This window comes from bacterium, from assembly GCA_016786595.1.
In the GTDB taxonomy this organism is placed as follows: Bacteria; Bdellovibrionota_C; UBA2361; order SZUA-149; family JAEUWB01; genus JAEUWB01.
In genome coordinates this window covers 61,026-86,798 of the sequence record JAEUWB010000035.1, presented here as the reverse complement: position 1 = coordinate 86,798, position 25,773 = coordinate 61,026, and the positions used below count along the sequence as shown (strand labels likewise).

The 25,773-nt window shown below is 44.8% G+C and carries 21 protein-coding genes and 1 tRNA gene; 9 read left to right on the top strand and 13 right to left on the bottom strand.

Translation table 11 applies throughout. The features are described 5' to 3' along the window. The 6 genes from JNK13_05690 to JNK13_05665 all read right to left on the bottom strand — a co-directional run. Nucleotides 1–289: cupin domain-containing protein (locus JNK13_05690; protein MBL7662227.1), on the bottom strand; the 289-nt coding region annotated here is incomplete at its 3' end. Between the two features lie 28 nt (nucleotides 290–317). Continuing rightward, nucleotides 318–1,307 carry a tetraacyldisaccharide 4'-kinase gene (gene lpxK / locus JNK13_05685; GenBank protein MBL7662226.1) on the bottom strand — a complete coding sequence of 330 codons (990 nt, stop codon included), beginning with the start codon at nucleotides 1,305–1,307 and terminating at the stop codon, nucleotides 318–320. Between the two features lie 190 nt (nucleotides 1,308–1,497). Next, complete coding sequence (locus JNK13_05680; protein MBL7662225.1) at nucleotides 1,498–2,661, bottom strand: hypothetical protein; 1,164 nt, start codon at nucleotides 2,659–2,661, stop codon at nucleotides 1,498–1,500. Nucleotides 2,662–2,775: 114 nt separating this feature from the next. Further along, the gene (gene msbA / locus JNK13_05675; GenBank protein ID MBL7662224.1) at nucleotides 2,776–4,563 is read right to left on the bottom strand and encodes a lipid A export permease/ATP-binding protein MsbA; all 1,788 of its coding nucleotides are present in this window, start codon (nucleotides 4,561–4,563) and stop codon (nucleotides 2,776–2,778) included. 53 nt (nucleotides 4,564–4,616) lie between these two features. Further along, entirely contained in the window at nucleotides 4,617–5,858 is a 1,242-nt protein-coding gene (lpxB, locus tag JNK13_05670) for a lipid-A-disaccharide synthase (protein MBL7662223.1), read from the bottom strand. Next, nucleotides 5,839–6,837, bottom strand: coding sequence for a Gfo/Idh/MocA family oxidoreductase (locus JNK13_05665; protein MBL7662222.1), 999 nt, complete (start codon nucleotides 6,835–6,837; stop codon nucleotides 5,839–5,841). Before JNK13_05665 ends, lpxB begins: the two co-directional genes overlap by 20 nt. Nucleotides 6,838–7,014: 177 nt before the next feature. On the opposite strand from JNK13_05665, the gene JNK13_05660 reads away from it, so the two are divergent. Both JNK13_05660 and JNK13_05655 read left to right on the top strand, forming a co-directional pair. Next, the gene (locus tag JNK13_05660) at nucleotides 7,015–9,381 is read left to right on the top strand and encodes a DUF748 domain-containing protein (GenBank protein ID MBL7662221.1); all 2,367 of its coding nucleotides are present in this window, start codon (nucleotides 7,015–7,017) and stop codon (nucleotides 9,379–9,381) included. 109 nt (nucleotides 9,382–9,490) lie between these two features. Continuing rightward, on the top strand, nucleotides 9,491–11,419 hold the full coding sequence (locus JNK13_05655; GenBank protein MBL7662220.1) for a glycosyltransferase family 39 protein: 1,929 nt from the start codon (nucleotides 9,491–9,493) through the stop codon (nucleotides 11,417–11,419). Nucleotides 11,420–11,486: 67 nt separating this feature from the next. Here the strand turns inward: JNK13_05655 and JNK13_05650 are convergent, their stop codons facing one another. After that, nucleotides 11,487–11,933 (bottom strand): hypothetical protein, encoded by a 447-nt coding sequence (locus JNK13_05650; GenBank protein ID MBL7662219.1) that lies wholly within the window; start codon nucleotides 11,931–11,933, stop codon nucleotides 11,487–11,489. 99 nt (nucleotides 11,934–12,032) lie between these two features. On the opposite strand from JNK13_05650, the gene JNK13_05645 reads away from it, so the two are divergent. From JNK13_05645 to JNK13_05635, 3 genes are all read left to right on the top strand, one after another. Next, complete coding sequence (locus JNK13_05645) at nucleotides 12,033–13,385, top strand: hypothetical protein (protein MBL7662218.1); 1,353 nt, start codon at nucleotides 12,033–12,035, stop codon at nucleotides 13,383–13,385. Between the two features lie 174 nt (nucleotides 13,386–13,559). Beyond that, nucleotides 13,560–13,859 carry a type II toxin-antitoxin system RelE/ParE family toxin gene (locus JNK13_05640; GenBank protein ID MBL7662217.1) on the top strand — a complete coding sequence of 100 codons (300 nt, stop codon included), beginning with the start codon at nucleotides 13,560–13,562 and terminating at the stop codon, nucleotides 13,857–13,859. A 6-nt stretch (nucleotides 13,860–13,865) separates the two neighbouring features. Next, nucleotides 13,866–14,174: a HigA family addiction module antidote protein gene (locus JNK13_05635; GenBank protein ID MBL7662216.1), complete on the top strand. Its 309-nt coding sequence runs from the start codon at nucleotides 13,866–13,868 to the stop codon at nucleotides 14,172–14,174. A gap of 81 nt (nucleotides 14,175–14,255) precedes the next feature. Here JNK13_05635 and JNK13_05630 read toward each other — a convergent pair whose 3' ends face one another. Continuing rightward, nucleotides 14,256–15,395 (bottom strand): Glu/Leu/Phe/Val dehydrogenase, encoded by a 1,140-nt coding sequence (locus tag JNK13_05630; protein MBL7662215.1) that lies wholly within the window; start codon nucleotides 15,393–15,395, stop codon nucleotides 14,256–14,258. 202 nt (nucleotides 15,396–15,597) lie between these two features. On the opposite strand from JNK13_05630, the gene JNK13_05625 reads away from it, so the two are divergent. After that, on the top strand, nucleotides 15,598–16,557 hold the full coding sequence (locus JNK13_05625) for an Lrp/AsnC family transcriptional regulator (protein MBL7662214.1): 960 nt from the start codon (nucleotides 15,598–15,600) through the stop codon (nucleotides 16,555–16,557). Between the two features lie 180 nt (nucleotides 16,558–16,737). Here the strand turns inward: JNK13_05625 and JNK13_05620 are convergent, their stop codons facing one another. The 5 genes from JNK13_05620 to JNK13_05600 all read right to left on the bottom strand — a co-directional run bounded on the left by JNK13_05620 (nucleotide 16,738) and on the right by JNK13_05600 (nucleotide 20,438). After that, nucleotides 16,738–17,124: a type II toxin-antitoxin system VapC family toxin gene (locus JNK13_05620; protein ID MBL7662213.1), complete on the bottom strand. Its 387-nt coding sequence runs from the start codon at nucleotides 17,122–17,124 to the stop codon at nucleotides 16,738–16,740. Next, nucleotides 17,124–17,387 (bottom strand): type II toxin-antitoxin system prevent-host-death family antitoxin, encoded by a 264-nt coding sequence (locus tag JNK13_05615; protein MBL7662212.1) that lies wholly within the window; start codon nucleotides 17,385–17,387, stop codon nucleotides 17,124–17,126. Before JNK13_05615 ends, JNK13_05620 begins: the two co-directional genes overlap by 1 nt. Nucleotides 17,388–17,755: 368 nt before the next feature. Continuing rightward, the gene (locus tag JNK13_05610) at nucleotides 17,756–19,264 is read right to left on the bottom strand and encodes a proline--tRNA ligase (protein MBL7662211.1); all 1,509 of its coding nucleotides are present in this window, start codon (nucleotides 19,262–19,264) and stop codon (nucleotides 17,756–17,758) included. 11 nt (nucleotides 19,265–19,275) lie between these two features. Continuing rightward, entirely contained in the window at nucleotides 19,276–19,974 is a 699-nt protein-coding gene (gene rpiA, locus JNK13_05605; GenBank protein ID MBL7662210.1) for a ribose 5-phosphate isomerase A, read from the bottom strand. A 390-nt stretch (nucleotides 19,975–20,364) separates the two neighbouring features. After that, a tRNA-Arg gene (locus JNK13_05600) sits at nucleotides 20,365–20,438 on the bottom strand. Nucleotides 20,439–20,617: 179 nt separating this feature from the next. Between JNK13_05600 and lpdA the strand changes: the two genes are divergently transcribed. The 3 genes from lpdA (at nucleotide 20,618) to JNK13_05585 (ending at nucleotide 25,683) form a co-directional block, all read left to right on the top strand. After that, the gene (gene lpdA / locus JNK13_05595; protein MBL7662209.1) at nucleotides 20,618–22,018 is read left to right on the top strand and encodes a dihydrolipoyl dehydrogenase; all 1,401 of its coding nucleotides are present in this window, start codon (nucleotides 20,618–20,620) and stop codon (nucleotides 22,016–22,018) included. Beyond that, a complete protein-coding gene (locus tag JNK13_05590) occupies nucleotides 21,990–24,089 on the top strand; it encodes a tungsten formylmethanofuran dehydrogenase (protein ID MBL7662208.1) in 2,100 nt (699 codons plus the stop codon). Before lpdA ends, JNK13_05590 begins: the two co-directional genes overlap by 29 nt. Nucleotides 24,090–24,348: 259 nt before the next feature. Continuing rightward, nucleotides 24,349–25,683, top strand: a complete 1,335-nt coding sequence (locus JNK13_05585) for a 2-oxo acid dehydrogenase subunit E2 (GenBank protein ID MBL7662207.1) — start codon at nucleotides 24,349–24,351, stop codon at nucleotides 25,681–25,683. Nucleotides 25,684–25,773 lie beyond the last annotated feature (90 nt).

Below are 25,773 nucleotides of genomic sequence, written 5' to 3'. Positions count from 1 at the left end.
CAAAAGCCGAGTGCTCAACAAACGAAGGTAAATACAATACTTCTCCCGACTTCAGCACTAACTCGCGGTAATTGTCTGAGCCTTCTTTGCCTAATCCAAAGCGCACCTCGCCAGATACTACAAGTGCAAATTGCTCGTTCTCGTGCGAGTGCGAATTAACAAAGCAGCCCTTTTTTAAGACTACATTTGAAATCATCATTTTATTGCCGATAATTCGCTGACGCTCTAAAAGTGGCATCGGCGAATCCATTGGCAAATCGTCCCACTTAAAAACTTCTGCGTTCTGCATAGCACCTCCAGCTTAAAACTTAATCAATTCAGATCTGATCTGCATACTCACTAGCAGCAAGGGTTAAGGTAAAAAATTTATGCTTATCAAAAGTGCCAGACCCTAACTTCACAGCATCTTTAGCTGTAACAATCACAGGCAGCTCCTGAGCATTTAGTTCCTCAAGCAAATTCACGGGGAATTGGCTGTGATCTGCTAAGGCAATTTTTCGTTTAGTCGACAATCCCAAACCTTGCAACATCCCAAAGAAAAATTCAGGTTTAGCAATCGCTGTCAAAGCCACAACCTCCTTGTCAACAAAGTAATCCAGCGCAAACCTTTCCCGCGAAACTAAATCGACAAAAACATCAGGATAAAGCAAAAATTGCGAACATGGCTTCGCTGCAAGTATCTCATGGCGGCCAATCCACTCCGGTAAAGGCTCAGCCTGATGACTTAAGACGCGTCTCACGAAAACTAGCTTTGTTGCCCGCGTTAGCGCCAGATCAAAATCTTCCCGCAATTTACCAGCAGGCAAAATTTTTTCCGACAAAATTGACTCACCTCGATCAGACGCGCTGATATCAAGCAAAACTAGATTTTCGTCCCGCGCTAAAGAGCGGTGCTGCAAGCCGTCATCCAAAATAATTAAATCCCCCAGGTCAGCATCTTCAATATACTTAGCTCCAGCAACACGCGAACGAGCAACAATCACCGGACATTTCCCACCCAACTCTGCCTTATGTAATAAAGCTTCATCACCGACTCGACTTGCCTCTTCCGAACCTAAAACTTGGTACGGGCCAATTTCTGACCCCCCATAACCACGCAATAAAATTGCAACGCGTCGCCCCTCCCGCAAATAACGCTGCGCTAAATGCTGCACGTAGGGAGTTTTTCCGTTTCCACCAACGGAAATATTTCCAACAGAAATTACTGTTAACTTCGAGCGATATTGAGAAAGCGTGCCGCGATCGTAGAGACGATTCCTTAAACCAGTACCAAAACGATAAAGCAGTGCAAAAAATTTTAAAATCATACTTGGAACCTGAGTTCGGGATAAGCTATCTACTACGAGAGCTAATATACCGCTATCTTTGGAAAAAATATTTCCGTGCGATGCTCGATCTGTCGCAAGCTTACACGTCTACGCTTCGTGCAGAAATCTTTTATCAAATCTATCAGCATCTTAGCCCTCTCGTAACGAAATCTTATCCCGAACTCAGGTTTTAACTTATATATTTGCCAAGTCTTTCAAGCACCCGATCAGTTGCACCTTGCGCCGCTAAAAAAGCCGCTTGTGCATTGTTGCCGATTTGCAGGCGCCTTTCAGGCTGCAGCAGTAAATCCGTTAGCACGCTCACAAGCTCCGTGCTTGAATTAATTTCAAATACACCATTGGTCTGCTTTAATAATTCTACGCCCCAGCGAATATTCGCAGTATTGCGCCCTAAGATAATCGGCACAGCAAACTGTGCTGCTTCAAACGGATTATGGCCCCCAATCGGAACTAATGTGCCGCCGATAAAGCTCACTTCTGAAGCCTGATAAGCCTGAGTTAATTCTCCCATTGAATCTAAGAGCATCACCCGCGCCTGCGCAGAAAAAACCTGCCCCAGGCTGCGTCGTAAATAATTAATCTCTGCACGGCTCAATTCAGCCTGAATTGTAGTAACTTGATCCAAATGCCGCGGCGCAAGGATTGCATAAAAATTTTGATTTAACTGCAATATGGTTTTAATTGCAGCAATAATTGATTCATATTCTCCGGGGCGAATACTTCCGGCTACAAATAAAAAATCCCTTTCGCTTAGCGCATAGCGCTTACGTAGTTCTAGGCGGCTCTGATCCACAGCCCCTTGCAAACTATCTAGTTTCGTCAAGCCCAGGGCTTGAATCTTATTCTGCTCTGCCCCGATTTCTACAAATTTTCTGAAGTCATCCTTGGATTGCACGAAGATTGCGCCGATGCTTTTCAAGAGCGGTTCAAAGAAAAATTTAAATCTGCGATAGCTCTCAAACTTGCGATCGGAAATTCTAGCATTCACAAAAACTACAGGAATCTTTAAAATTCTTGCAGTCACAAGCAAGCCTGGCCAAAGTTCTGTTTCAAAAATCAGGATTAACTGCGGCTGAATATATTTCAGGAAAATCCACTGAAAAAGCAGGAAATCATAAGGCAAAATTAAAGCATGCGGCGTTAACGCCTGGGCCTTGGTCAAGCCCGTGTCGGAAGTAGTAGAAATTACAAAGTCACAATCCTTGAGCTTAATTTCAAGCTTTTGCAATACCGGCCGCACACCTTCTAACTCGCCATAAGAAGCTGCATGCATCAAGACTACGCGTGGGCGTGTAAGTTTGAGCGGGCTTGCCAAGAGCAAACGCCGAGTCAAAGTGGATCTTAGACGCGCATTCAGCAAGGAAAAGAAAATAAACCCCGGCAGAATGATGAGCAGCAGGAGTTGATAAATAACGAATTGAAGCCAAAATAGGAGCATGCTTGCCTACTATTGCGTAAAGCGTGAGCGCGGTTCACCCTGCTGATGCTCTGCGCTGCCTTCAGCAAACTGTAAATTATATAAATATTGATACACACCTGATTGCTTAAGCAAATCTTGATGTGTGCCACTCTCGACAACCTTCCCCTGTTGAATCACTAAAATTTGATCGGCACGGCGGATCGTTGAAAGGCGATGCGCAATCACAATTACAGTGCGACCGACAACTAGCTGATCTAAGGCCTCCTGCACTAAACGTTCAGATTCGCTATCAAGCGCAGCTGTTGCTTCATCAAGTAATAAGATTGGAGAATTCTTTAACAGCGCTCGAGCAATTGCTAAGCGCTGGCGCTGCCCACCGGAAAGGCTCATGCCAAATTCGCCGATTACAGTTTGGTATTGTTGTGGCAAATTTAGGATAAACTCCTCTGCGTGCGCCGCCCGAGCTGCTGCTTCAACTTCAGCAACAGATGCCTGCAAATTTCCGTAGGAAATATTATTAAAAACCGTGTCGTTAAATAAAAAAGTATGTTGTCCGACAAAACCGATTTGCGCCCTTAAGCTTGCAAGCTTCAAATCACGCAAATCTTTTCCGGCGATTTCAATACTGCCCTTGAGGGGATCATAAAAGCGCAGCAATAAATTACCAATTGTACTTTTTCCACCACCTGAAGGCCCAACCAGAGCAAGTGTTTGCCCGCGCTGCAGTGTAAAGTTTAAGTGATCCAGCGCATACTCATCCTTCGACTGATATTTAAAGCACACTTGATTGAATTTGATCGAAAAGTCTGAATTTAAATTAAGTGCTTGTGCATTTTGTCGATCGTCAATCTCACTCTTAGTATCAAGCACTGAGAAGATGCGCTCGGCTGCAGCCGAGCCAGTTTGCAACATATAGTTAATGCGACTTAACTTCTTAAAGGGCTCATAGAGCATAAACATGGCAGAAAGAAAGGCAACAAAATCCCCTTGAGTACGAACCCCCTGCAATACGCTATAACCGCCGTAAAGCAGCACTAAGCCAATCGCAACGCTGGCAATCAATTCATTAGTCGGCGCAGAAAGTGCTCCATACTTTTCGGCCTTAATCAGAGTTTTAGTTAAGTTCGCATTCTCAGCGGCAAAACGCTTTGCTTCATATGCTTCTTGATTGTTGGCTTGAACAACTCCATGGCCGAGCACGGTCTCTTGCAACAGCGAGGTTAATCCGCCAAATTGATCTTGACCCGACTTACTTAATTTTCTGATCCGCTTACCAAAACGAATCAGTGGATAAAACCCCAGTGGAAATCCAATCAAGGCAATCAACGCCAAAACTGGGTCGAGATAGATTGCAGCAGCTAAAAGCGCAAGCACACGAACCGAGTCTCGTAAAATCGAGGAAAGTGCGTCGGTAATCGCTGTCTTTACCTGCAGCGTGTCGTTGGTCACGCGCGAGATTAAAGATCCAGACTGTTCACGTGCATAAAAAGCAGGAGAGAGCGTGAGTAAATGCGATTGGATCGCATTACGAATATCACGAATAATCGAAAACCCAATTACCCCAGACAAGTACTGCTGTACAAACCCCATGCTTCCACGCACCAGCGCAAAAATCAGGATATAAACCGGAAGTGCATAAAGCATGGCTTCATTCTTCGCGCCAAAAATATCATCTAAAATGCGTTTGATTAAGATTGGTAAAATTCCATCTGTCGCTCCGTAGACAACCATCGCCAGTAAAGCAATCGAGAATTTAGATTTATAAGGTTTTAAAAAACCAAGTAGTCTACGGTATTCGGGTGAGAAAATTGTCATCACAAAACGTCCTAAAATTCCTTGGTCAAATTTCTGAATCCAAATTTCTGCGTCTAGCTACTCGGCTTAGCAAATAGCACTTGCTCTGCTAAACGTGCAGCACGCAGTGCCGTACTTGCTCCATCCTGTGGGTTACCCTGTAAACGTTGTGAAACAAGGTCTAATCCTTGACGCATCTTCGCAGCATGCTCAGGATTACCCAGAATTGACTCTAACTCGAGGTGCAAACGCTCTGGCGTGACCTGATCTTGCAAAAGCTCAGTTACTAATTTTCTACCCGCGACGAGATTTACCAAAGAAAAATGCTTCACGCCTCTGATTAATAATCGTGCCAGAAAATAGCTAAAATTCGAAAGCTTGTAGATCACAGCACAAGGAGTCTTACACAGTGCTGCTTGGAGTGTCGCAGTACCAGAAGCAACAAGCGCTGCCTCAGCATAAGTCAGACACTCACGTGCCTGTTCACGCACAAGTGAAACATGCGGATGTCCGCGGACGAGCTTTTCCAGGCTTGCATAATCTAGTCCAGCAGCAACAGGAATCAGCGCTTGTAGTCCGGGACGTGCCGTAGAGAGCCTGTCGAAAGCTTCGAGCATAACTTTGAGCAAATTTCTGACTTCACTTTTGCGACTACCTGGCAAGAGCGCAATGTAGTTTGCAGCCAGCGGCAACTGATTGTTACGAATAAATTCGTCACGGGAAATTTTTACACGGTGATCAACCAGAGGATGCCCCACATAAGTTGTAGGAATTCCATGCTGAGAAAAAAATGCTTCTTCAAAAGGCAAAATTACGGCCAGCATGTCAATACGCTTACGAATTGTTTTCACACGTGACTTGCGCCAGGCCCAAACTTGAGGGCCAACGTAGTAAAAAATTTTAACACCTTCACGCTTCAAAAATTTAGCAAGCCGCAAATTAAAATCTGGGAAATCTACCAAAATTGCCAAATCTGGGCGACGTTCACGCACCGCTCTTTGTATACGCTTAAACGCTGAAATTACCTGAGTCAGTCCGCCCCACAGCTCTGTGATGCCCATCACTGCAGCGGACTTTTCTGCGTCAACAACTTGATCCAGGCCCGCAGCCTTAAGCTTTGACCCACCCATGCCAAAGAATTCAAACTCGGGATGACGTTTTTTAAGTTCGGCAATCAACTCTGCCGCGTGCTCATCGCCCGACGCTTCGCCAGCAACAACTAAAATACGCTGCGGCGTATTCAGATTACTCTGCGTTTGATTTAAATTAAATTCCATCACCAGATTGGAGCTATAGCTATGCGCTTTGGACTGCACTTTCTGCTCCATGAGCTTGAGTAGGACTCGCTAGCTCTACTTGTTCATAATTTGCATAGATCGCTTGGCGAATTTGATCGGCAAGCATCACTGCGCGATAGCCATCCTCACCGGTAACTTCTGGTGTAGAGCGAGTTAAAACAGCATTGAAGAAAGAATCAATTTCGTCATTGAGAGCATCGCGCTCGCCAATTGATATTTCCTCAACCCCCAGCTTAGGTCCCTCTGGAGTTTCAACCTTTGTCGTCAAACGTAAGCGTTTGCGGCCAAAATCTACTGCTAAATATACTTCGGGCTGGAACACCCGAATTGAGCGTTCAGTTGCATTCGCAACACGACTAGCTGTGATATTGGCAACGGCACCATTTTGAAAAGTCAGGCGAACATTGGCGATATCAATTGAAGCTGTCAAGACTGGAACTCCGACTGCATCAATGCGTACAACTTCGGAATTTGCTAAATGTGTAATAATATCTAGATCGTGAATCATTAAATCAAAAACAACATCGACATCAGAGCTTCGACCCGAAAATGCACTGACGCGCTTTGCTTCAAAGAAGCGTGGAGCTGTTAATTTACCTTCAAGGGCTTTGTAGGCGGGATTGAAACGCTCGAGATGTCCAACCTGCAGGATGCGTTGATGTTTTTTGGCAATGGCGATTAACTCCAGTGCTTCCTGAGCTGAAGTCGTCATTGGCTTTTCGACTAGGACATCAATTCCATTCTCAAGTAAGTATTTTGTAATTTCGTAATGTGCTGGAGTTGAAGCAGCGACACTCACACAATCAATGCCTTTACCCACTAAGGCTTGATAGTCGGTAAAACTCTGGCATTGAAAGTGCTCGGCCATTGCACTGGCGTGCTCTGGATTTCGATCCACGACCGCAACTAATTTAGACTTTGTCGAGCTTGCATGCTTTTCAGCATGAAAACGCCCAAGATATCCCACTCCTACAACTGCTGATTTTAACTGTCTCATTTTATTCCAATTTCTTTTCTAAAATCTTGAAGTCCCGGGAAACTACCGCAAAAACTGAGCTTTTGAAACATTTGCCCAAAAAAATCTGCTGATTGGTCAATTGTGTCTAGATAAAAATCAATGTAAGTTCCCCCATTCATTGATTATTCTTCAGCACGACGAGAACACACTATATATATGAGTAGAAAATTAAAAATCGTAACTGGATTAATTATCTTACTTGCTAGTGGTCTGGGCATTTTGGCCTTAAGCCTAAACTCAGTTGTTCAATCACTCAAACCACAGATTCTAAGTTTCCTTGCTGGGCATTTAAAAACAGACGTAAGCTGCGGGACGATTGAAGCGCATCTTTTTCCAAATGCACATGTCGTGCTTGGCGATGTAAAAGTCGGCACCGACGCGTTGAATGTTAAAAGTTTAAAGCTCAAAGCATCACTACTGCCACTGATCAGTAAAAAGCTTGATGTTTCTAGCATTCAAATCGTAGGCTTGAGTGCTACGGCTAAGCGATCAAAAGACGGCACTATCACCATGGGGCCTTTTAGTTCTAAACCAACTAATCCTGCCCCAGCCACAGCGACACCCCCGCCAGCAGCAACACCAATCGATCTAGCTGTTAAAGAAATTCTCCTGGAGGACATCAATTTTAAGTTCATCGACGAGCAACCAGAAAAACCTCAAGAGATTTCGATCGCTAATATTCGCGGGGAAATTCAAGGTATTGATTTAAAGCAAAAGTCTTTAAGGATCGGGCTGTCGCTACGCATGTTTGGCGATGAGGAGAACAATATTAAGATTGCAGGACAGATCGCCGACCCACGCAGTGGGAATATTGACCTTAAAATCGAAACATTGAACATTGCACTCGATAAAATCGCAGCTCTACTCGAGAACTATGGTTTTGACTCGGGCGACCTCGTGATGGACGGGACTACTTCTACACACTTGGCAATCAAAACTGCCCCCGGTGGAATTAAAACTGAGATCGATCTTAATGCGACCGATGCTCAAGTAGTCTACAAAAACTTACTAAATAAGAATAAAGGCGTCCCGGTTAAGATCAATACTAACGGACTACTTTCTGTCAGCGGGGCATTCCATGCAGATCAAGCAGACTTGACCTTCGGATCAAATCAAATCAGCCTCCCCTTTGATTTCCTTGCGCCGAATTCCCCAATTGACTTTAAAATCAAATCACCAAAACCAATTAACTTAGCAGAACTTGGAAGCATTTTTCCGCAAGCGAAAAATTTTAATCTCGGGGGCAATCTCAATCTTGATTTAAGCGGCACACATAAGCCACAAACTTTCCCCAACTTAACTGGCAATCTCAACTTCGATGGCATCAAGGGCTTACTACCATTGAAACCAACAGCACCAGTAGCAGGCGAAGAAGATAGTTCAGCAAGTCCGACAATCAGCTTAGATTCGCTTGCTGGAACACTGATTTTCAAAGATGGCGGCTTTGAAAGTGATAAAATGAAAATTAAAATTGCCGGCCAGCTCTTCGATGCAATCTTGAAAGCAAAGTCATTTAAAGGAGATGGCTTGATGTTTGGGATTGTTAGCCCCGCTTTTGAACTTGCGCCGTTAACTTCAGCATTAGTCACACCAGGGCAAGCAAATCCACTCACGGGCGTAGTACAAGGATTTAAATTTTCAAGTAACTACTCTCTACCGGAACAAGTCGGTAGTGCCTTAATGCAAATTACTGAGCTCAAATTACCACAAGCTTCCATTGCAAACCTCGCCCTCGATCTTCAAGCAAACGCCAATACAATCACGCTTAAGCCAACTGCGTTTGAAATCTTCAGTGGCAAAATTAATATCCAAGGCGATGCTTATCGTGTTCCACCAAAAAATTTCAAATTTCAAATTGATGGTAGCGGAATGGTGATCAACGAAGCGCTTCCAGCAGTCCACAATGTGCTCTCGGGAACAGTCAAAACCCTCTCACTGCAAACAAATGGTAACCTCGATAATCCAAAAGGTAGTTTAAACGGACCTTTAGTGCTTAGTATCGGACAAGGCGAGATTAAAGGTTTAAATATTTTTGGCTCAGTAATGAAGTCACTTGGCGATGTGCCTGCGCTTGGACAAATTATTGGATTACCTACGGAGTTACTACAACTGGCCCAAGGTTCAGGCACAGCTTTTGATGAGATTAATCTAAATGCGCAAATTCAACGCGAGCATCTAGATATTTCTAGTCTAACACTCAGCCATGCGCTCTATAATATTAGCGCCCAAGGCACTACTGGATTTGATGGCTCGATGCAGCTCACAGCGCAATTCCGCTTAAGCCCAGTTTTAATTAGCAAGCTTGTGACCAAACAACCCAAGTTGAAGTTGCTGCTTGATCGCAAGGGAAACTTAGTAATTCCTGTAACGATTTCCAAGCGTGAAGGTTCTACGATGATCGTTCCAGATATTTCCGAACTTGGTAAACAAGCATTAGAAAATACAGCAAAAGAAGCAGCAGGTCAGCTAATCAAAGGAGCGGTTCCTGGAGATGCCGGTAAGCTTTTAAACTCGTTATTTTAAAGGGTCGCTTCACTTTTTAGTGTAGCAAATTCTCTTGATGCTCTAATAAATGCAAGCTGTTTTAATGATTGAAGTTACAACTGCAGTTTGAGCCGATAAAAACGTCGCGATGAAAAATTTAAGCACTAACCTACTTCGTGCGCTCGGATTGCTGCTGATCGTTCTGCCCTTGTTACCATTGGCTTCAATCTTTGGGCCACTCCCCGATCAGCATTCATTTCGCCCACCTGCCTCTTGGATTGGAGGCATCGCCTTGGTCATTTCACTGGGAGGCGTTGCGCAGCTGCTAGTGCCTCAGTATTTCGGCAATTTTTGCAAAGCCAAGTGGCGAGATTTTTTAAAATTTCCCGACTCTCGATTTTTGTTACTCGCAATCAGCTTGTATCTAGCAATCGTATTTAAGCTAACACTAGCACTCTCGAGCGGAAGCCCTTTTTTTCTCGATGCCCTCGTGCAAAGTTTCCAAGCCCAAACATTTGCTAGCGGAAGAGTCGTGCTTGAACGTCCAGTGCATCCGGAGTTTTTTCTAATCCCGAATGTCGTTCTCGATCAAACAACCTGGTACAGCCAATTTCCACCGCTACATGCGCTCTTACTCAGCATTGGGCTCTTTTTTGGCTCAGAGTTACTAGCGATCTTAATACTCTGCGCTGGAACAATTTTATTTTTCTATTTTGCGTTGAAAAATATTTATGGACTAGAAACTGCACGCTTAAGCACAATCCTGCTACTTACGTCTTGTCCATTTTTCTTAATCATCAACCTTAGTTTCATGAATCATATCTCGACATTGTTCTTGATCTGCGCAGCATTTTGGGCCTTATCTACCGGCGAATGTTCTTCCGGCCTGCGCCCCTACTTACTTGCCGGACTATGCCTTGGGTCATCGTTTCTGGTTCGACCACTTACGGCGCTGGCGACTTTTCCAATCTTTCTTTTCGCCACTTTGCGCGCAAAGAAAGTCAGTGCATCAATTCTTTTCACAGTCGGATTTTTTTTCGCAGCAAGTCTACTCTATGCGTACAATGCTGCAACCACGGGAGAATTTTTTGTAAGTGGCTACGAAAAGCTGTGGGGTAGCGCCCACCAGCTTGGGTTCCATCAAACGCCATGGGGATTCGACCATTCAGCACTACGTGGCCTCAAAGAACAATTGTTAAACCTCTACTTACTTGAGGACTCTCTTTTCTCCTGGCCAATCCCCTCACTTTGGTTACTTGGCATTTTACTCTTTAAATTCCCGTATACCTTAAAAAGCTGGGATCGCTATTTATTGTCATTGTTAGCACTAACGCTACTTGCTTATCTATGCTACTGGCATCGTGATTCACTTTTTGGTCCGCGCTATATTTACTGCGCGGCTATTATGTCCGTGATCCCACTCACTGCGCGAGTCTTAATTTTACTGAAAGAAGCCTTAAGTAATAGCGCCCAAGTAATCTTCACCCTACTCGGCGTGGCGATAGTATTCTCGAACTCAATTACACTATTGATTCGACTGCCCGGATTACAGGCACAGAATTCCATTTATCGTGAAAGTGCGATTAAAACTGCGCAGGGAGCCGGGATTGAATCAGGGTTAATTTTCGTTGCCGTCCCTTGGGCGCAGCGTGTCACAAACCAGCTCCGTGCCGCAGATTTTCCGCCGACTTTAGTCGACCGGGCATATCTGCAGGGAGATATTTGCGAGTTGCATTTAATGCTTACTCAATTTCAACAAAAAATTATTACTCGAGAAGAAATGCAAAAAGTGCTGGAGCAAGCTAGTCGAGATCATGTGCAAGCTAAGCTTTACCCGGGAAACATTATCGCACGCCTGAAAGATCCCAAAAACATCGCCGAGAGTTGCGCCGAGGAATTACGTTATGATGCTTTAGGCTATACGAGCTACCTTCCGCATTTTCTGGAGAATCGCTTCCCGCTAGATCGACCCTTTATTGTGGCTATCGACTTAAGGGCAAAAAACAAGCTCCTCGTTCAGGATTTTCCAGGACTAAAACCTTACCTCTATCGCAACGGGTCACTACAACGACTATAGAATTCTGATTCAGTATACTGAATAGAGTGACAGGCGGGGCACCTGGTAAGTGCCCCGCGCTTGGGCCTTACTTCATGCTTTGCATCATTTCCATCATCGCGCTTAGTCGTTTTTGAATTGTCTCCAAACGCTGGCGTGCGACATTAGAATTTTTTGTAATCCATTCCGTATTTGTAAAGGCAGTTGGTGAAACGTCCTTACGGAATTGCTCAATGTAAGGATAAATCTTAGCGTAGAAAAATAAGCCCTCAGCATTGTTCTCAGCTAAGAAGTCCGCATGCGCAATGCCGTGGCGCGCCATGCTATAGGCCATTTCCCAATAACCAGAAACTTGCCGGAAAGCAGCATTCAGCTGATGGTCAGGCTTTGTAATCGCTGCAAAATCTTCATATGACTTGGGCCAGAATTTTCCATTTAATAGATTCCGTGATTCACGCATCACGGTTTCACGTCGTAAATCATAGAGACGCAGGGTTAATTCTGCATCTTGAAAGGTTGGTGTTGATTGCGCCATAAATATTGCTCCTATGCGAAATTGTAATCGAAATCTTTTAACATCCTAGCCCGAAATAGAGAAATTGCAGTTTTTCAGTGAATAATTTAGTAAAGATCAATGCCTCCTGCGATTTTCTACGACCTTGAAACATCCGACCGCTTACCTGTCGGTCAAATTTTAAATTACGCCTTCGTTGCCGTCGATGATCACTATCAGACACTGAGTCAGCTGACGGGGTCGATTCGACTTTCACGCTTGCAACTCCCTCGAGCTGGGGCAATTCTCAGTAACCGTATCGATGTGCTTGAACATCAAGAAAAATACGACGAGCTAGAAAAGCCGCATCTGCAAAGCATCGCTGAATTTATTAATAACTACGCTAAAAAAGCAGGTGACTATAAAGTTACCTTAATCGGCTATAACTCTTCGGGATTTGATTTGGATTATTTACGGACAAGCATGATCCGTAATGGCATTAACCCCTACTTTAAAGTAACTAATCGAGATGTTTATCTTGCTGTGCAGTATCTTTATACTTCAAACCAAGATTTTTATGAGAAACTTAGCGCTGACGCAACGCGCAATGAGCAGGAAATCAGTTTTAAGTTAGCAACAATTGCTCGCGTCTTTAAATTACTAGAAGGCGAACAATCACATGAAAGCCTCGCTGATACAGAACTAACAGTTAAACTGGCTCAAACCCTTGATGCAGGGTTTGATTTCGACGTTCGCACGCATGAAACTTATGACCCCTTTGCACTACAGCATGCTCAGCCTGGAACAATCATCCAACGACTACTGCGCAGCAAAGCCAAGCCCACAGAAATTACAAAAGTTAAATACTGCCTACAGTCAGCTAAATTTAAGCAAGGCTTGTGGATTAATTTAGATACGTTTGCAAAACTTAAAGCTGAAAATTCAGCAAAGTCTATGCTTTCCTGGCTGAAAGCCGATAAGTCATCGGTTGTGATTGACCGAGAGTTCATACCAACTCTTGAAGATCGTGAGTCTGCTAAGCTTGCACAACTACGCTGCGCTGGCATTTCTCTCGATAATTACTTTGAGGAAACCGATTGTGACATTGAACAATTTATTTATCGTGTCGCGCCAAACGAAATCGCACCACTTGAGGCATTATTTAATGGCACAAAGCAATCCTCGCAAATTTCTAATGACATCCGCACACTGCATCAGCGTTATCGTTTGACCTATTACACGCTTGGATCAAGTGCTGACGAACAAATGCGTGAGGCACTGAAGAGTTATGCACTTTATCGCTATGGAGGAAAAATGAAAATTTCAAAGAGTCCTAAAGCTGAACTTGCCGAAAAAGATTTTCACCCCACTTACCAAGCGTTGGTTGAAGAAATCAACTCAGGCTTAAAAAATGCAAGCCCAAGTGACCGGGTCCTGCTTGAATCTTTACTGAACTTTTACGAAAATTCCGAAATCGCAGCTGCGCTTAAATAAATTCTTTTAAGAAATATTTTCTTTACTTCAACGCAACAAATCTTCAATTCCGGACGAATATATAATTAAGGGCAACAAATTCGAGCCGGGCCTAGGCATCACACCCAGGCTCGGCTCGCTTTTTTGCTACACTTAAGATTTATTTGACACTATACGGTATTACGGTATATTATTATGACTATTAAAACTTTTAGGAATGAAGCCAGCAGGGACGTTGCTACAGCCTTAAATTCAAAGCGCGCACGTCAGATTTTGCCGGTACATTTACACCCTAAAGCTTTATTACTTTTATCTGTGCTTCATGCGGCAAGAAGGCTTGAGGATTTGATGATCTCACCCGGGTGGCATCTTGAAAAGTTACTTGGAGACCGTCGCGGGCGCTATAGCTTAAGAATCAACAAGCAGTATCGTGTTTGTTTTACTTGGACAGGGTCTGACGCAGAAAATGTAGAAATTATTGACTATCATCGGTAAGGGATTATGAAAAGAAAAACAAAAATTAAACCAAATCGACCAATTGCTGTACACCCAGGAAAAGTATTGCAAAGCATCCTGGACGATAATGAAATTTCGCAATCCGAACTCTCGCGTCATCTAAAAATGCCTCAATCCAAGATCAATGAAATCTGCAGAGGTAAACGCGGTGTTTCAGCTGAAATGGCATATAAACTTGCACGTGTGTTTAATTCCAGCCCTGAATTTTGGCTAAATTTGCAACGCGAATGGGAATTGAAAGAATTTGATGAAAATGACTTTTGCCATATTACACCGTTAAAAATCAGAGCTTAGTTTGAGCGCGAAAATTTCTGTTGTTTAAGCTCTAGTACGGGCACTCAGGCTAGACGTTTCACTTTTCGGTGTAGCGACAAATTACATCGGTAAATCATAAAGCATTGCCATTGGACTCTTGACCTGATCCGAGGTCACTCCAGTTGGCAATGGCTTTTGTGACAAGTGAATGCGCTCTTCGGCCAATTTATTGGCAACTTGCCCAGGAGTCAGATGTCGCAATGAAGCCTCTTTGTAGATCATTTTGATTGTGTCGTAGATTTTTTTGACTCGATCCTTAACACGCTCGTCGTTAAATCCACCAGCTGCGTGCTGATCAACGCAAGCAATGATTCCACCAGCGTTAACTGCAAAATCTGGAGTATAGAGAATGTTTCTTTTATTAAGAATTTGTTCAACCCCTGGTTCGCTGAGCTGATTGTTTGCCCCACCCGCAATAATTGAACAGTTTAAAAGTGTTGCCGTGCGGTCATTGAGAATGCCTCCAACAGCGCAAGGAGCAAAAATATCAAAACGCTGATTAAAAACATCATCGGATGAAACTGCAGTTGCCTTAAACTCCTTGACGATTACCTCGGCGCGCTCAGGATGCGTATCGGCAATTAAGATTTTTGCATCTGCAGCAGCTAATATTTGCGCAAGGTAATAGCCCACGTGTCCTGCACCTTGAATCATGACTGTGCGGTTTTTTAGGTCGGCCACACCGTAAACGTTTTCAACCGCAGCGCGCATGCCATGATAAACTCCTAAGGCCGTGTATGGTGAAGGATCTCCACAGCCGCCCTGCTCTTTGGGCATTCCAATTACATACTGGCAAGTTTCAGAAACAGTAACAATATCAGGAACTGACGTTCCCATATCTTCGGCAGTGTAATATTTACCAGCAAGGCTTGCGACAAATTTACCAAAGCTTTGAAACAATTTTTTACGGTCAAAATTAGGATCCACTGGGGGAATAATCACTGCTTTACCGCCACCGTAGGGAATACCTGCTAAGGAATTTTTGTAGGACATGCCTTCCGCTAAGCGTAGTGCATCGTAAAGAGCATCAGCAAAGGAGTCATAATGGCGCAATCTACAGCCGCCTGCTGCCGGGCCGAGTTTAGTACTGTGCAGGGCAATGATCGCTTGATACTTAAGGTCTGGATCTTCGTAGCAAAAAACTTTTTCGTGGCTCTTCGTGTCGATTATTTTTACAGCATTAGCATTAAAGTCTGGCATTACAGTACCCTCAATCTAGTAGAGCTTGGATCGAGGTAAAAATATCAGATTTAGCGAAATAAGAAATAGCCATTTGCTTTTTTTGTATTTACCTCATTATTGCTTATAATATTGTCGATAATCCGGATTTATGATTTTCAATTTGCGTATTATTGACAAAACCTGATATATTCTTGGGAAATATACGTAGCAGTGATTCACTATGACTGAGCCGACTCTCACTAAAATTGATGAAATCGACCGCGAGATTTTATCTGAGCTCGATCATAATTCTCGCCAATCAATCGCAGAGCTAGCAGCAAAACTTAACTTACAACGCGATCGCATCACCTACCGGATTAAAAAGTTAACTGAACAAGGCGTCCTAGTTGCGACAACAACAACTGTAAATCCCTACAAGTATAACCTTGTTGTCTATAAAATGTATTTACGCTTGCAAAACGATCAAGCCCGTATCAAAAAACTCGTTGCCAAAATTAAGAACCATCCCAACACCTACTGGGTAGGAGAAAGTGACGGCAAGTGGGATCTGATGTTAGCGATTTTTGCTCGCCATCCCGCAGAATTTAGATCTTTTCAACAAGAGATTCTTACCGACGCGACAGATTTAGTAATCAGCTTCGCAGTTTACACGCTGACTGATTCGTTTTTATTCCGTAAGCGCTATCTGGGGAAGAAAAGCTCGACATTTATGCGCCTTGGCGGCCACCCAGGCTCAGTTGAACTCGAAGAAATCGACTTTAAAATGCTTAAGCTTTTAGCTTTGAATTCGCGCTTAACGATTACTGAACTTGCGCAAAATTTAAGAACTACGCCGCGAATTGTTCAATCGCATCTCAGTCGTCTGGAAAAGCTTGGAGTGATTCTTGGATACCGAGTAATTCTCGATTTCGATCGACTCGGAATTTCACACTTTAAGGCTCAACTCCAATTGACCAGCACCGACCCCAGCCTGGAAGCAAGAATTTTTGACTACTGTCGAGGGGTTCCCAATATTACATATGTCGTCCAACAACTTGGCGACTGCGTCTTAGAGCTAGAGTTAGAAGTTGACGACTACCCGCATTACAATGCACTGATCGCTGATTTAAGAGCAAAGTTTGCCGATGAGATTCGAGAAATCGAAACAATCTTAATTCGTAAGCAGTTTTACCGCTTTTAGAGCAGTTCACTTAGTTAAAAATGACAACAACGCAAACTCAGTGACTTAAGGGTCTGACGCGAAATTTAGTTTTGCGACAGACCCCTCAAGCGCGGTAGAGGTAAAACGGTTTTACAAGACAGGTAAATGCAACCCTTTCGCCTCTGCAGTATTTTTTCATTTCAAAATACAACTTACAACTTATTTAAATCCCAACGCTTTTGCAGATGAAGCTTGAAGTTTATCCAGTGTTAAAAATGTTAAATCTTTCCGGTCTTCACCTGCGATCCATACCGCAGTTGCAAGATGTAGTGCATCAGCCCCACGTATATAACCATGAGACTGCACTTCTATGATTTCGTTTAATAATGAATGTGCAGGGAAAACCAAATTGATCAGTTCCAAGTTCTTGCGAGCCAAAACGGGATCAATGCTTTCACGAGAAAACGTTGCAATCAATTCAGATTCAATCAAATGATGTGAAACTATGTGCTTGTATCTTAGCAAGCGCTTGATCAACGTAGCATAGCCAGTTTCCTGCATGGAAACTGCGACTAAAACGCTCGTATCTAGATAACAAACCGACATTATTCTCGTTCCTTGAGGAAACGATCGAGTGCACCAGTCTTTTTTACCACAGAACTGAATTTGCCCTTACGAGCAGCTACAATGTAGCCCTGAGCCGTGAGTTGCTGATAGCGTCCGCTTAATGTCTGAACAGCTTTGTAAGGAACGATTTCAGCGATTGGCAAACCACGCTCCGTAATGATCGCAGTCCCATTTGCCTTAACATGCCTGAGGAGCTCGCTAAGTTTTGCTTTTGCTTCATAAATTGAAAATTGCTTGGCCATAATTAATCGTAGTCTAGCATAATCTAGTCAGACTAGTCAAATTATTAATCTAACTGGCCTTTTAATGATCCATACTTTTACGCTCCACGTGCTCTATTGCACATACTTCGAACCCAAATAATCATAGGAAAACAACTTGTTGGAATTAATACCATTGGTAGTTAAGGAGTTATAGGAAGTCTGTCCGCACGGGTTCGAGCCCGATTTTTTCTCCCGATTAAAATATTATTACAAAAATTGAGCGAACCTAGCAGGAACTCCGACTAGGAGTTCCGAGAATGAGTAAGGATAGACTTCCTTTAACTCCTTAACCGTAGAGCTGGAAAACTCTAGAATAAACGTATCCTTGATAGAACAGTCGAGAGACCTTAATACGCCTTAGCAAAAATCGCTTCGGTTGTTGCTGGCTTGCCGGTTAAAACACACTTGCCTTCGCTACCAGTTTGATCAAGCGGCAAGCAACGCACCGTAACCTTCAAATCATCCAGTAACGCCGTCGAAGCAGGATCCTCTGACCATTTAGCCCGCACAAAGCCACCGTGAATTTCAGGCTTAGCAGCCTGTTTAGCTGTGAAGTAGGCTTTAAAATCAGCAAAGTTATTAATATCAGTGCGCAGATTGGTCGCTAAATGATTTTGCGCTTGCTCATAGAGCGTAGCTTGAATTTCTGTAAGTAATTTCGGTAAAAGTTCTGGCATGGCCTCAAGTGAAACTTCAATCTTTTCCTTAATGCCCTTGTCGCGCCGATAAATCACAGCCGCATTTTTGTCAGCATCACGTGGACCAACTTCAACCCGCAGTGGAATCCCCTTTTTGATCCATTGCCAATTCTTTTCACCACCACGAATATCGCGACGGTCAACAAAACTCACCAGCGGATCTCCCGCATAACTCACCCCATGCAAAGCCGCTTCAACTTTTGCTGCATACTCAAGCACCTTGGCTTCACTCTCAGCCTTAGGAATCACCGGTAGAATCACAACGTGCTTTGGCGCAACTCGCGGCGGTAAGCGTAAGCCGTCATCATCTCCATGCTGCATAATCACGCCACCAATCATGCGCGTGGAAACACCCCAAGAAGTTGTGTGTACGTATTCCTGAGTCCCCGCTTCGCTGGCAAACTGAATGCCACTGGCTTTTGCAAAATTCTGTCCCAGGTAATGCGAGGTGCCGGCCTGTAACGCCTTACGATCCTGCATCATCGCTTCACAAGTATAACTATCAACTGCACCAGGGAATCTCTCGTGATCGGGCTTTTTCCCCGTAATCACCGGCAAGGCCAAAACATCCTGCATAAAGGATTGGTAGATATTTAAGATTTTTAGCGTCTCCTCGCGTGCATCTTCTTCAGTCGCATGCGCAGTATGCCCTTCCTGCCAAAGAAATTCCGCCGTGCGCAAAAACAACCGCGTGCGCATTTCCCAACGCACCACATTGGCCCATTGATTAATTAATAACGGCAAGTCACGATAAGAGCGAATCCACTTGGCAAAAGAATCCCCAATAATGGTTTCTGAAGTTGGACGAACAATTAGTGGCTCTTCAAGCTCGCTCGTTGGAATTAACTTACCGTCTTTCATCTCCAGACGATGATGCGTAACTACAGCACACTCCTTAGCAAAGCCCTCAACATGCGCTGCTTCTTTTTCCAAAAAACTCAGTGGAATGAAAATAGGGAAATACGCATTCTCGTGCCCCGTTTCCTTAAAACGGCGATCCAAAATGCGCTGCATGTTTTCCCAAATGCCATAGCCCCAGGGTTTAATCACCATACAGCCGCGCACCGGTGAAACTTCGGCCAAATCGGCAGCACGAATGACTTGCTGATACCACTCCGGGTAATCTTCGTGACGCTTAGGTGAAATTGCAGATTCCATAGTTCAAATGCCTAGATTTTTTCTTCCGAAACTTTTCCATTGTTCATCCGTAGCGAATAGACGCCGGTTTTTCTAGCGACAATCACTTCGTCAGTACAGCCATAAAATAACCCACTCTCGATCACACCCGAAATACCTTTGATGCGCATTTCTAAGTCTGGAGTAATTGTTGCAAATTTAGCATCGAGAATTAAATTGCCGTGCTCAGTAATGGTCGGTCCATACTTAGTAATCGACTCACGTAACTTCACTTCCGTGGCATTCAGCTTAAAAAGCTCGTTTCGCACATATTCCTCCGATTCTGTAATCACCTCAATCGGCACAGGATGCTTTTCACCTAAATGCGAAACGATTTTATCCTCACTCACAATAATCACTAGACGACGACTAACTCGAGCTAAAATCTTTTCACAAGTCATCGCCCCGCCACGACCCTTGATTAAATTCAAATGTGGATCAACCTCATCAGCCCCATCAAAAGACCAGTTAATGTCGGCCTGCGCTTGTAAAGGTAGCAACGTAAAACCAGATTTAGCCGCCTGCTGGGCAACTCGAATTGACGTAGGCACTCCGGTAACTTTAAGACCCTCTTCTGCAATCCGCTTACCAATGCACTCAATCGCAAGCTCAACAGTCGTCCCCGAACCAAGGCCAATTAACTCACCAGACTTCACACGGTTAGCAAGGGTCTGGGCAACTATGATTTTCATATGCATTCCTACGTATCTGGCAAAACTAATTTGGAGATCTTTCGACTCCGCGAGCTTCGCAAAGCGAAACTCGCTCCGCTCAAGATGACAACAGTAAGCGATTTTAAGCGCGCCCTGAGAGATTCACCCTACTGATTCGGCAGCCTAACGGCCGCCCGGTTCGAATCCTCTAGTTGCAAATCCTCTGCACTTCTCTAGCCACCGCACCCTGAGAGATTCACCCTACTGATTCGGCAGCCTAACGGCTGCCCGGTTCGAATCCTCTAGTTGCAAATCCTCTGCACTTCTCTAGCCATCGCGCCCTGAGAGATTCACCCTACTGATTCGGCAGCCTAACGGCCGCCCGGTTCGAATCCTCTAGTTGCAAATCCTCTGCACTTCTCTAGCCATCGCGCCCTGAGAGATTCGAACTCCCGACCTACTGGTTCGAAGCCAGTTGCTCTATCCAGCTGAGCTAAGGGCGCACATTTGCCACTTCTCAGCAATCTAAAACGGATTGCCGAATGAGTAAAGTTTTCAACAAGATACCCGATGTTAAGTGCTTATTTTGCACCCCTTGTTATCTCGCGAAGAATATCCTAGTTTCTCTGCTTTAAATTCTTTAACTTAGATAAACAAAGAAACTATATCAACGGACAAAAGTATGTCAGCAACAAATTCATATGATTGCATCGTCATCGGATCAGGCCCAGGCGGCTACGTCGCCGCAATCCGCGCCGCACAACTTGGCCTAAAAACAGCCTGCATCGAAAAAGAATCCCCCGGCGGCATCTGCCTAAACTGGGGTTGTATTCCTACAAAGGCGCTGCTCAAAAGCGCAGAAGTATTTCAAACCATGCAACACGCTAGCAGCTACGGACTAAACGCCTCCGGCATTACAGCTGACTTCCCGGCAATCATCAAACGCTCTCGTAACGTTGTCGATAAAATGACTGGCGGAGTAAAATTCCTGCTCAAAAAAAACAAAGTCGATCTCATCCCCGGAACCGCATCCCTTGAAGCTGGCAACTTTGTTGTCGTTAAAGACTCAGCCGGCAAAGCAACATCCTATAGTTACAAGAATGTAATTATCGCTACAGGAGCCCGCGCAAAAACACTGCCCAGCCTTCCCGTCGACGGCGAACGCGTGATTACTTATCGCCACGCCTTGGCCCTCAACGAATGTCCAAAGAAATTACTTGTCGTTGGTGCCGGTGCAATCGGCATCGAATTTGCCTACTTCTACAGCACCTTCGGCGCAGAAGTAACAGTCGTTGAATTTCAAGATCAAATCCTACCGATCGAGGACCAAGACTGCGCAAAAGGCTTAGAAAAAATCTTTAAAAATCAGAAAATCGAAATTAAAACTAAAACTGTCGTCGAAAGCCTAACGCGCAAAGGTAATAGCGTTAACGCACTTCTTAAAAGCGGCGATAAAGTCGAACAATGGTCGGGCGACTATTGCCTCGTGGCTGTCGGCGTTCAAGGCAATGTAGAAGATCTTGGCCTTGAAAAAATCGGCATTCGACCTGAAAAATCTTTTATTAAAGTTGACCAATATTATCGTACTGGCGTGCCCGGCGTATACGCGATTGGAGACGTGATTGGCCCACCACTACTTGCCCACGTCGCAAGTCATGAAGGCATTATCGCCGCAGAAGTCATCGCCAACCACCACACTCATCCACTCGACTATACGAGTATCCCGGGTTGCACCTATTGCAAACCACAAGTCGCCTCAATTGGCATGACCGAAAAAGCCGCACGCGACGCAGGGAAAAATGTCCGCATCGGGCGCTTCCCCTTTAGCGCCAGCGGCAAAGCAGTAGCTTCTAATGAAACAGATGGATTCGTGAAAGTCGTTGTCGATGCCGACATTGATGAAGTACTAGGAGTCCACATTTTACATCCTGAGGCTACAGAATTAATTGCTGAAGCTTCAGTGATTCGCTCATTAGAAGGCACAGCAACGAGCGTAGCTAATACTATCCACGCTCACCCAACACTATCCGAAGCAATGATGGAGGCAATGGCAGATGCGCTTGGAAGAGCAATCCACATCTAAGAACAAAAAAAGCAGCAGCGGAAAGACCAGCTCCAGCGTTCTTGTCGCCTCCAGCAAAAAACCTAAGACTAGCTCAACGCTAACTAAAGAGCTGCTCGCTCGCGCCTATCGCGACGCGCTCCGCGCGAGGTTAGCCGATGAAAAGACGATTGTCTTATACAAGCAAAATAAGTGCCACTTCCAAATTGGCTGCGCTGGACATGAAATTGTCCAAATCGCAGCTGCATACAATTTTAAGCCTAGCTACGATTATTTTTATCCGTACTACCGCAACATGGCTTTTTGCGTTGGCGTAGGCATGACCACAAAGGAATTAATGCTTAACGCCATGAATCGCGCAGACGATCCAAATTCTGGCGGTCGTCAAATGCCGATGCACTATGGACACAATCAACTCAACATCATCAATCAAAGCTCACCTACTGGAACACAGTTCCTTCAAGCCGTCGGAACTGCCATGGCGGCGAAATACCGTGGCACCGACCAAGTCGTTTATGTCTCTACTGGCGAAGGCACAACTTCCCAAGGCGATTATCACGAGGCTTTAAACTGGGCCGCACGCGAAAAACTTCCCGTCGTGTTCCTTGTCGAAGATAACGAATACGCGATTTCAGTCCATATCTCTGAGCAAACTGCCGGCAAAAGTGTTGCCGGGATTTCCTCGGGCTACGACGGATTGGAGGTCGTAGAAGTTGATGGCTTAGATTTTGAAGCTTCGCATCAAGTCTTTGCCACAGCAGTTGAACGCGCACGCTCAGGAGGCGGCCCAACAGTTGTAGTCGCCAAAGTTGTGCGCCTACAAAGCCATTCGATCTCTGATAACCAGGCTAAATACCGCGACGAAAAGGACATCCTCGGAGATCAAAAGCGTGACCCGCTACTACGCATGGAATCCTATCTTACTGCTACGGCAGGTTTTAGCACGACAGAACTAAAGAAAATTCGCGAAGAAGTCATTCAAGAAGTCGACGCTGGTGCAAACTGGGCTGAAGCGCAGCCAGAGCCAGCTCCGCATACTGCACTAGATCATGTCTATGTAGATCTCGATCCCGGTGCGGGCATTGTTGAAAAACCAGCAACTGGCGAAGAAACATTTATCGTTGACGCAATTAACCATGCACTTGACGAAGAGCTCGCACGGAATCCTGAGATGGTGATCTTCGGGCAAGATGTCGCGCATGGCAAAGGTGGAGTGTTCACGGTAACAGCTGGACTGACTGCTAAATACGGCATTAAGCGCGTGTTTAACGCGCCTCTTGCTGAAGCTTCAATTGCTGGAGCTGCTGTGGGCATGGCTGCTGTGGGCATGCGGCCTGTCGCAGAAATTCAATTTGGAGATTATATCTGGACTGCAATGATGCAAATTCGTAACGAGCTTGCAATCATGAACTACAGATCTAACGGCACATGGACTTGTCCAGCAGTGCTACGTGTTCCAATTGGCGGATACATTCATGGTGCGGTCTATCACTCGCAAAATATCGAAGCGACTTTTGCACACTTTCCCGGGCTCTATGTAGTGCTGCCCTCAAATGCGACAGACGCCAAGGGGCTTTTAAAATCGGCAATTCGCGGCAAGGACCCAGTGTTATTCTTGGAGCACAAAGGTCTATATCGCCAAGTTTATGCCAAGGGCAAAGAAGGCGGAGCTGATGACTTAATTCCGCTCGGGCGCGCTAAGGTAGTACGACCTGGTAAGCATGCAACAATTGTGACCTGGGGCGCCTTAGTGCAAAAAAGTCTCCTTGCTGCAGAAGAACTTGCTAAAGCAGGCGCCGAGGTTGAAGTAATCGACCTACGAACAATTGTTCCGCTTGATACGCAAACTATTTTAGAAAGCGTGAAGAAAACTAGTCGCTTACTCGTTGCTCATGAAGATGTGCTTTTTATGGGTTTTGGCGCAGAAATTGCGGCATTTGTAGCAGAGCATGCTTTTGAGTATCTTGACGCTCCGGTTAAACGAATTGGCGGCAAAGCATCGCCCATTCCACATTCACCAGTTCTAGAGGCGCAGATTTTGCCACAAACTGAGTGGATCACCGAAGGGTTAAGGCAACTACTTGCTTATTAACACTACGCTTAATAACTTGAGTAGTTTGGATTAAAATAAACTCTTCGGAGCTGTTACACTAAGTATCCGTTTGCTGAAGATATAAAGCACAAGGGCTTTGCAGCTGCTTTGGGCTTGAAAATCAAGGCGAAAAATTTTGAGGCAAAGATGATTACCGGTAATTTGCCAAAACCGGACTTTATTTGAAATAAACGAGGATTTTAGCTAATATCCCGTGACCAAGTATTTGGCCAAAAGTGCTCGCCGTATAGGAGATAATATGAAGACAGAAATGGTAATGCCCCAGATGGGCGAATCAATCGCCGAAGCTACAATTTTAAAGTGGCACAAAAAAATCGGCGATAATGTCAAAAAAGATGAGACGATCTTAGAGATTTCAACTGACAAAGTTGATTCAGAAATTCCTGCTCCCGCCAGTGGAGTTTTAGTCGAGCTTAAGGCGATAGAAGGCCAAACAGTTGCTGTTAAATCTGTAATCGCAGTGATTGATTCTGAAGGTGGTGCTGCGGTTAAAGCTACAACAAACGGCGCAGCTAAGTCAGCTCCAGTTGAAACTAAAGCCGAAGCCAAGAAAGAAGCTACAAAGCTGGCCCCTGCGCCTGTGGTCACACAACCAAGCCCGACTGCTAACCCAGCGCCACAAGTCGCAGTAACTGCGCATGAAATTCCTCGTGACTACGGCAATAAATTCCTATCTCCGGTTGCACGCAATGTCGGTGCAGCTTATGGCATGACGCCAACAGAATTAGCATCGATTCCAGGATCTGGAGTGCAAGGTCGCGTTACAAAAACTGACGTGATGACTTATGCCCAATTCCGGGACATGAAAGGTGGTGCGCCGTCAAAGAAAAGCCTCGATCTACCTGCGGCTCCACAACTCGAATATGGTCCTGACGGAACCCGCCGTGAGAAAATGGACAATATGCGTAAACGCATTGCCGAGCATATGGTCCGCTCCAAGGCCACGAGTGCGCACGTTTATTCCACTGCTGAAGTCGATGTTACAAACATTGTGAAATGGCGTGAACGCGTGCAGTCACAATTTCAAGCTCGCGAGGGCTTTAAATTAACAATGACTCCGCCGTTTTTGGAAGCCGCAATTAAAGCTCTGATTGCTTATCCACATGTGAATGCTTCAGTCGAAGGCGATGAAATTGTTTTAAAGAAAAATGTTAATTTGGGTTGCGCGGTTGCGCTTGGAAACACAGGCTTGATTGTTCCGGTGATTAAGAACTCAGAGACTTTATCACTCACAGGCATTGCCTCTTCACTGAATGACTTAGCCCAGCGGGCACGAAATAAAAAGTTAAACCCTGACGACACTCAAGGCGGCACATTTACCGTCACTAATCCGGGTGTTTTTGGTAACATTATTGGGAACCCGATCATTAACCAGCCGCAACTTGCGATTTTAAGTATTGGTGCCGTGAAGAAGCGCCCGATGGTAGTGAATGACGCAATTGCAATTCGTGACATGGTTTACTTAACGTTAAGTTACGACCATCGCGTAATTGACGGTTCACTTGGTGGGATGTTCTTACAATATGTGACCAAGTACTTAGAGGCTTGGGAAATCGACCGCGAGTTGTACTAGAGAGGTATACTACAGCCCTGTCATGTTGATCCCGTTTAACACTGCTCAGGGCAGGCTCCGCAATCTGTTCACTAAGTTTTCACCAGTCAT

Excerpts from the sequence above, each read along its gene's own strand:
- lpdA (MBL7662209.1), top strand. The coding sequence starts at position 20,618 with ATGTCAGCAACAAATTCATATGATTGCATCGTCATCGGATCAGGCCCA.
- rpiA (MBL7662210.1), bottom strand. The coding sequence starts at position 19,974 with ATGAAAATCATAGTTGCCCAGACCCTTGCTAACCGTGTGAAGTCTGGT.
- JNK13_05640 (MBL7662217.1), top strand. The coding sequence starts at position 13,560 with ATGACTATTAAAACTTTTAGGAATGAAGCCAGCAGGGACGTTGCTACA.
- JNK13_05610 (MBL7662211.1), bottom strand. The coding sequence starts at position 19,264 with ATGGAATCTGCAATTTCACCTAAGCGTCACGAAGATTACCCGGAGTGG.
- JNK13_05620 (MBL7662213.1), bottom strand. The coding sequence starts at position 17,124 with ATGTCGGTTTGTTATCTAGATACGAGCGTTTTAGTCGCAGTTTCCATG.
- JNK13_05635 (MBL7662216.1), top strand. The coding sequence starts at position 13,866 with ATGAAAAGAAAAACAAAAATTAAACCAAATCGACCAATTGCTGTACAC.
- JNK13_05585 (MBL7662207.1), top strand. The coding sequence starts at position 24,349 with ATGAAGACAGAAATGGTAATGCCCCAGATGGGCGAATCAATCGCCGAA.
- JNK13_05655 (MBL7662220.1), top strand. The coding sequence starts at position 9,491 with ATGAAAAATTTAAGCACTAACCTACTTCGTGCGCTCGGATTGCTGCTG.
- JNK13_05630 (MBL7662215.1), bottom strand. The coding sequence starts at position 15,395 with ATGCCAGACTTTAATGCTAATGCTGTAAAAATAATCGACACGAAGAGC.
- JNK13_05625 (MBL7662214.1), top strand. The coding sequence starts at position 15,598 with ATGACTGAGCCGACTCTCACTAAAATTGATGAAATCGACCGCGAGATT.
- JNK13_05665 (MBL7662222.1), bottom strand. The coding sequence starts at position 6,837 with ATGAGACAGTTAAAATCAGCAGTTGTAGGAGTGGGATATCTTGGGCGT.
- JNK13_05615 (MBL7662212.1), bottom strand. The coding sequence starts at position 17,387 with ATGGCCAAGCAATTTTCAATTTATGAAGCAAAAGCAAAACTTAGCGAG.
- msbA (MBL7662224.1), bottom strand. The coding sequence starts at position 4,563 with ATGACAATTTTCTCACCCGAATACCGTAGACTACTTGGTTTTTTAAAA.
- lpxK (MBL7662226.1), bottom strand. The coding sequence starts at position 1,307 with ATGATTTTAAAATTTTTTGCACTGCTTTATCGTTTTGGTACTGGTTTA.
- JNK13_05650 (MBL7662219.1), bottom strand. The coding sequence starts at position 11,933 with ATGGCGCAATCAACACCAACCTTTCAAGATGCAGAATTAACCCTGCGT.
- JNK13_05590 (MBL7662208.1), top strand. The coding sequence starts at position 21,990 with ATGCGCTTGGAAGAGCAATCCACATCTAAGAACAAAAAAAGCAGCAGC.
- JNK13_05660 (MBL7662221.1), top strand. The coding sequence starts at position 7,015 with ATGAGTAGAAAATTAAAAATCGTAACTGGATTAATTATCTTACTTGCT.
- JNK13_05645 (MBL7662218.1), top strand. The coding sequence starts at position 12,033 with ATGCCTCCTGCGATTTTCTACGACCTTGAAACATCCGACCGCTTACCT.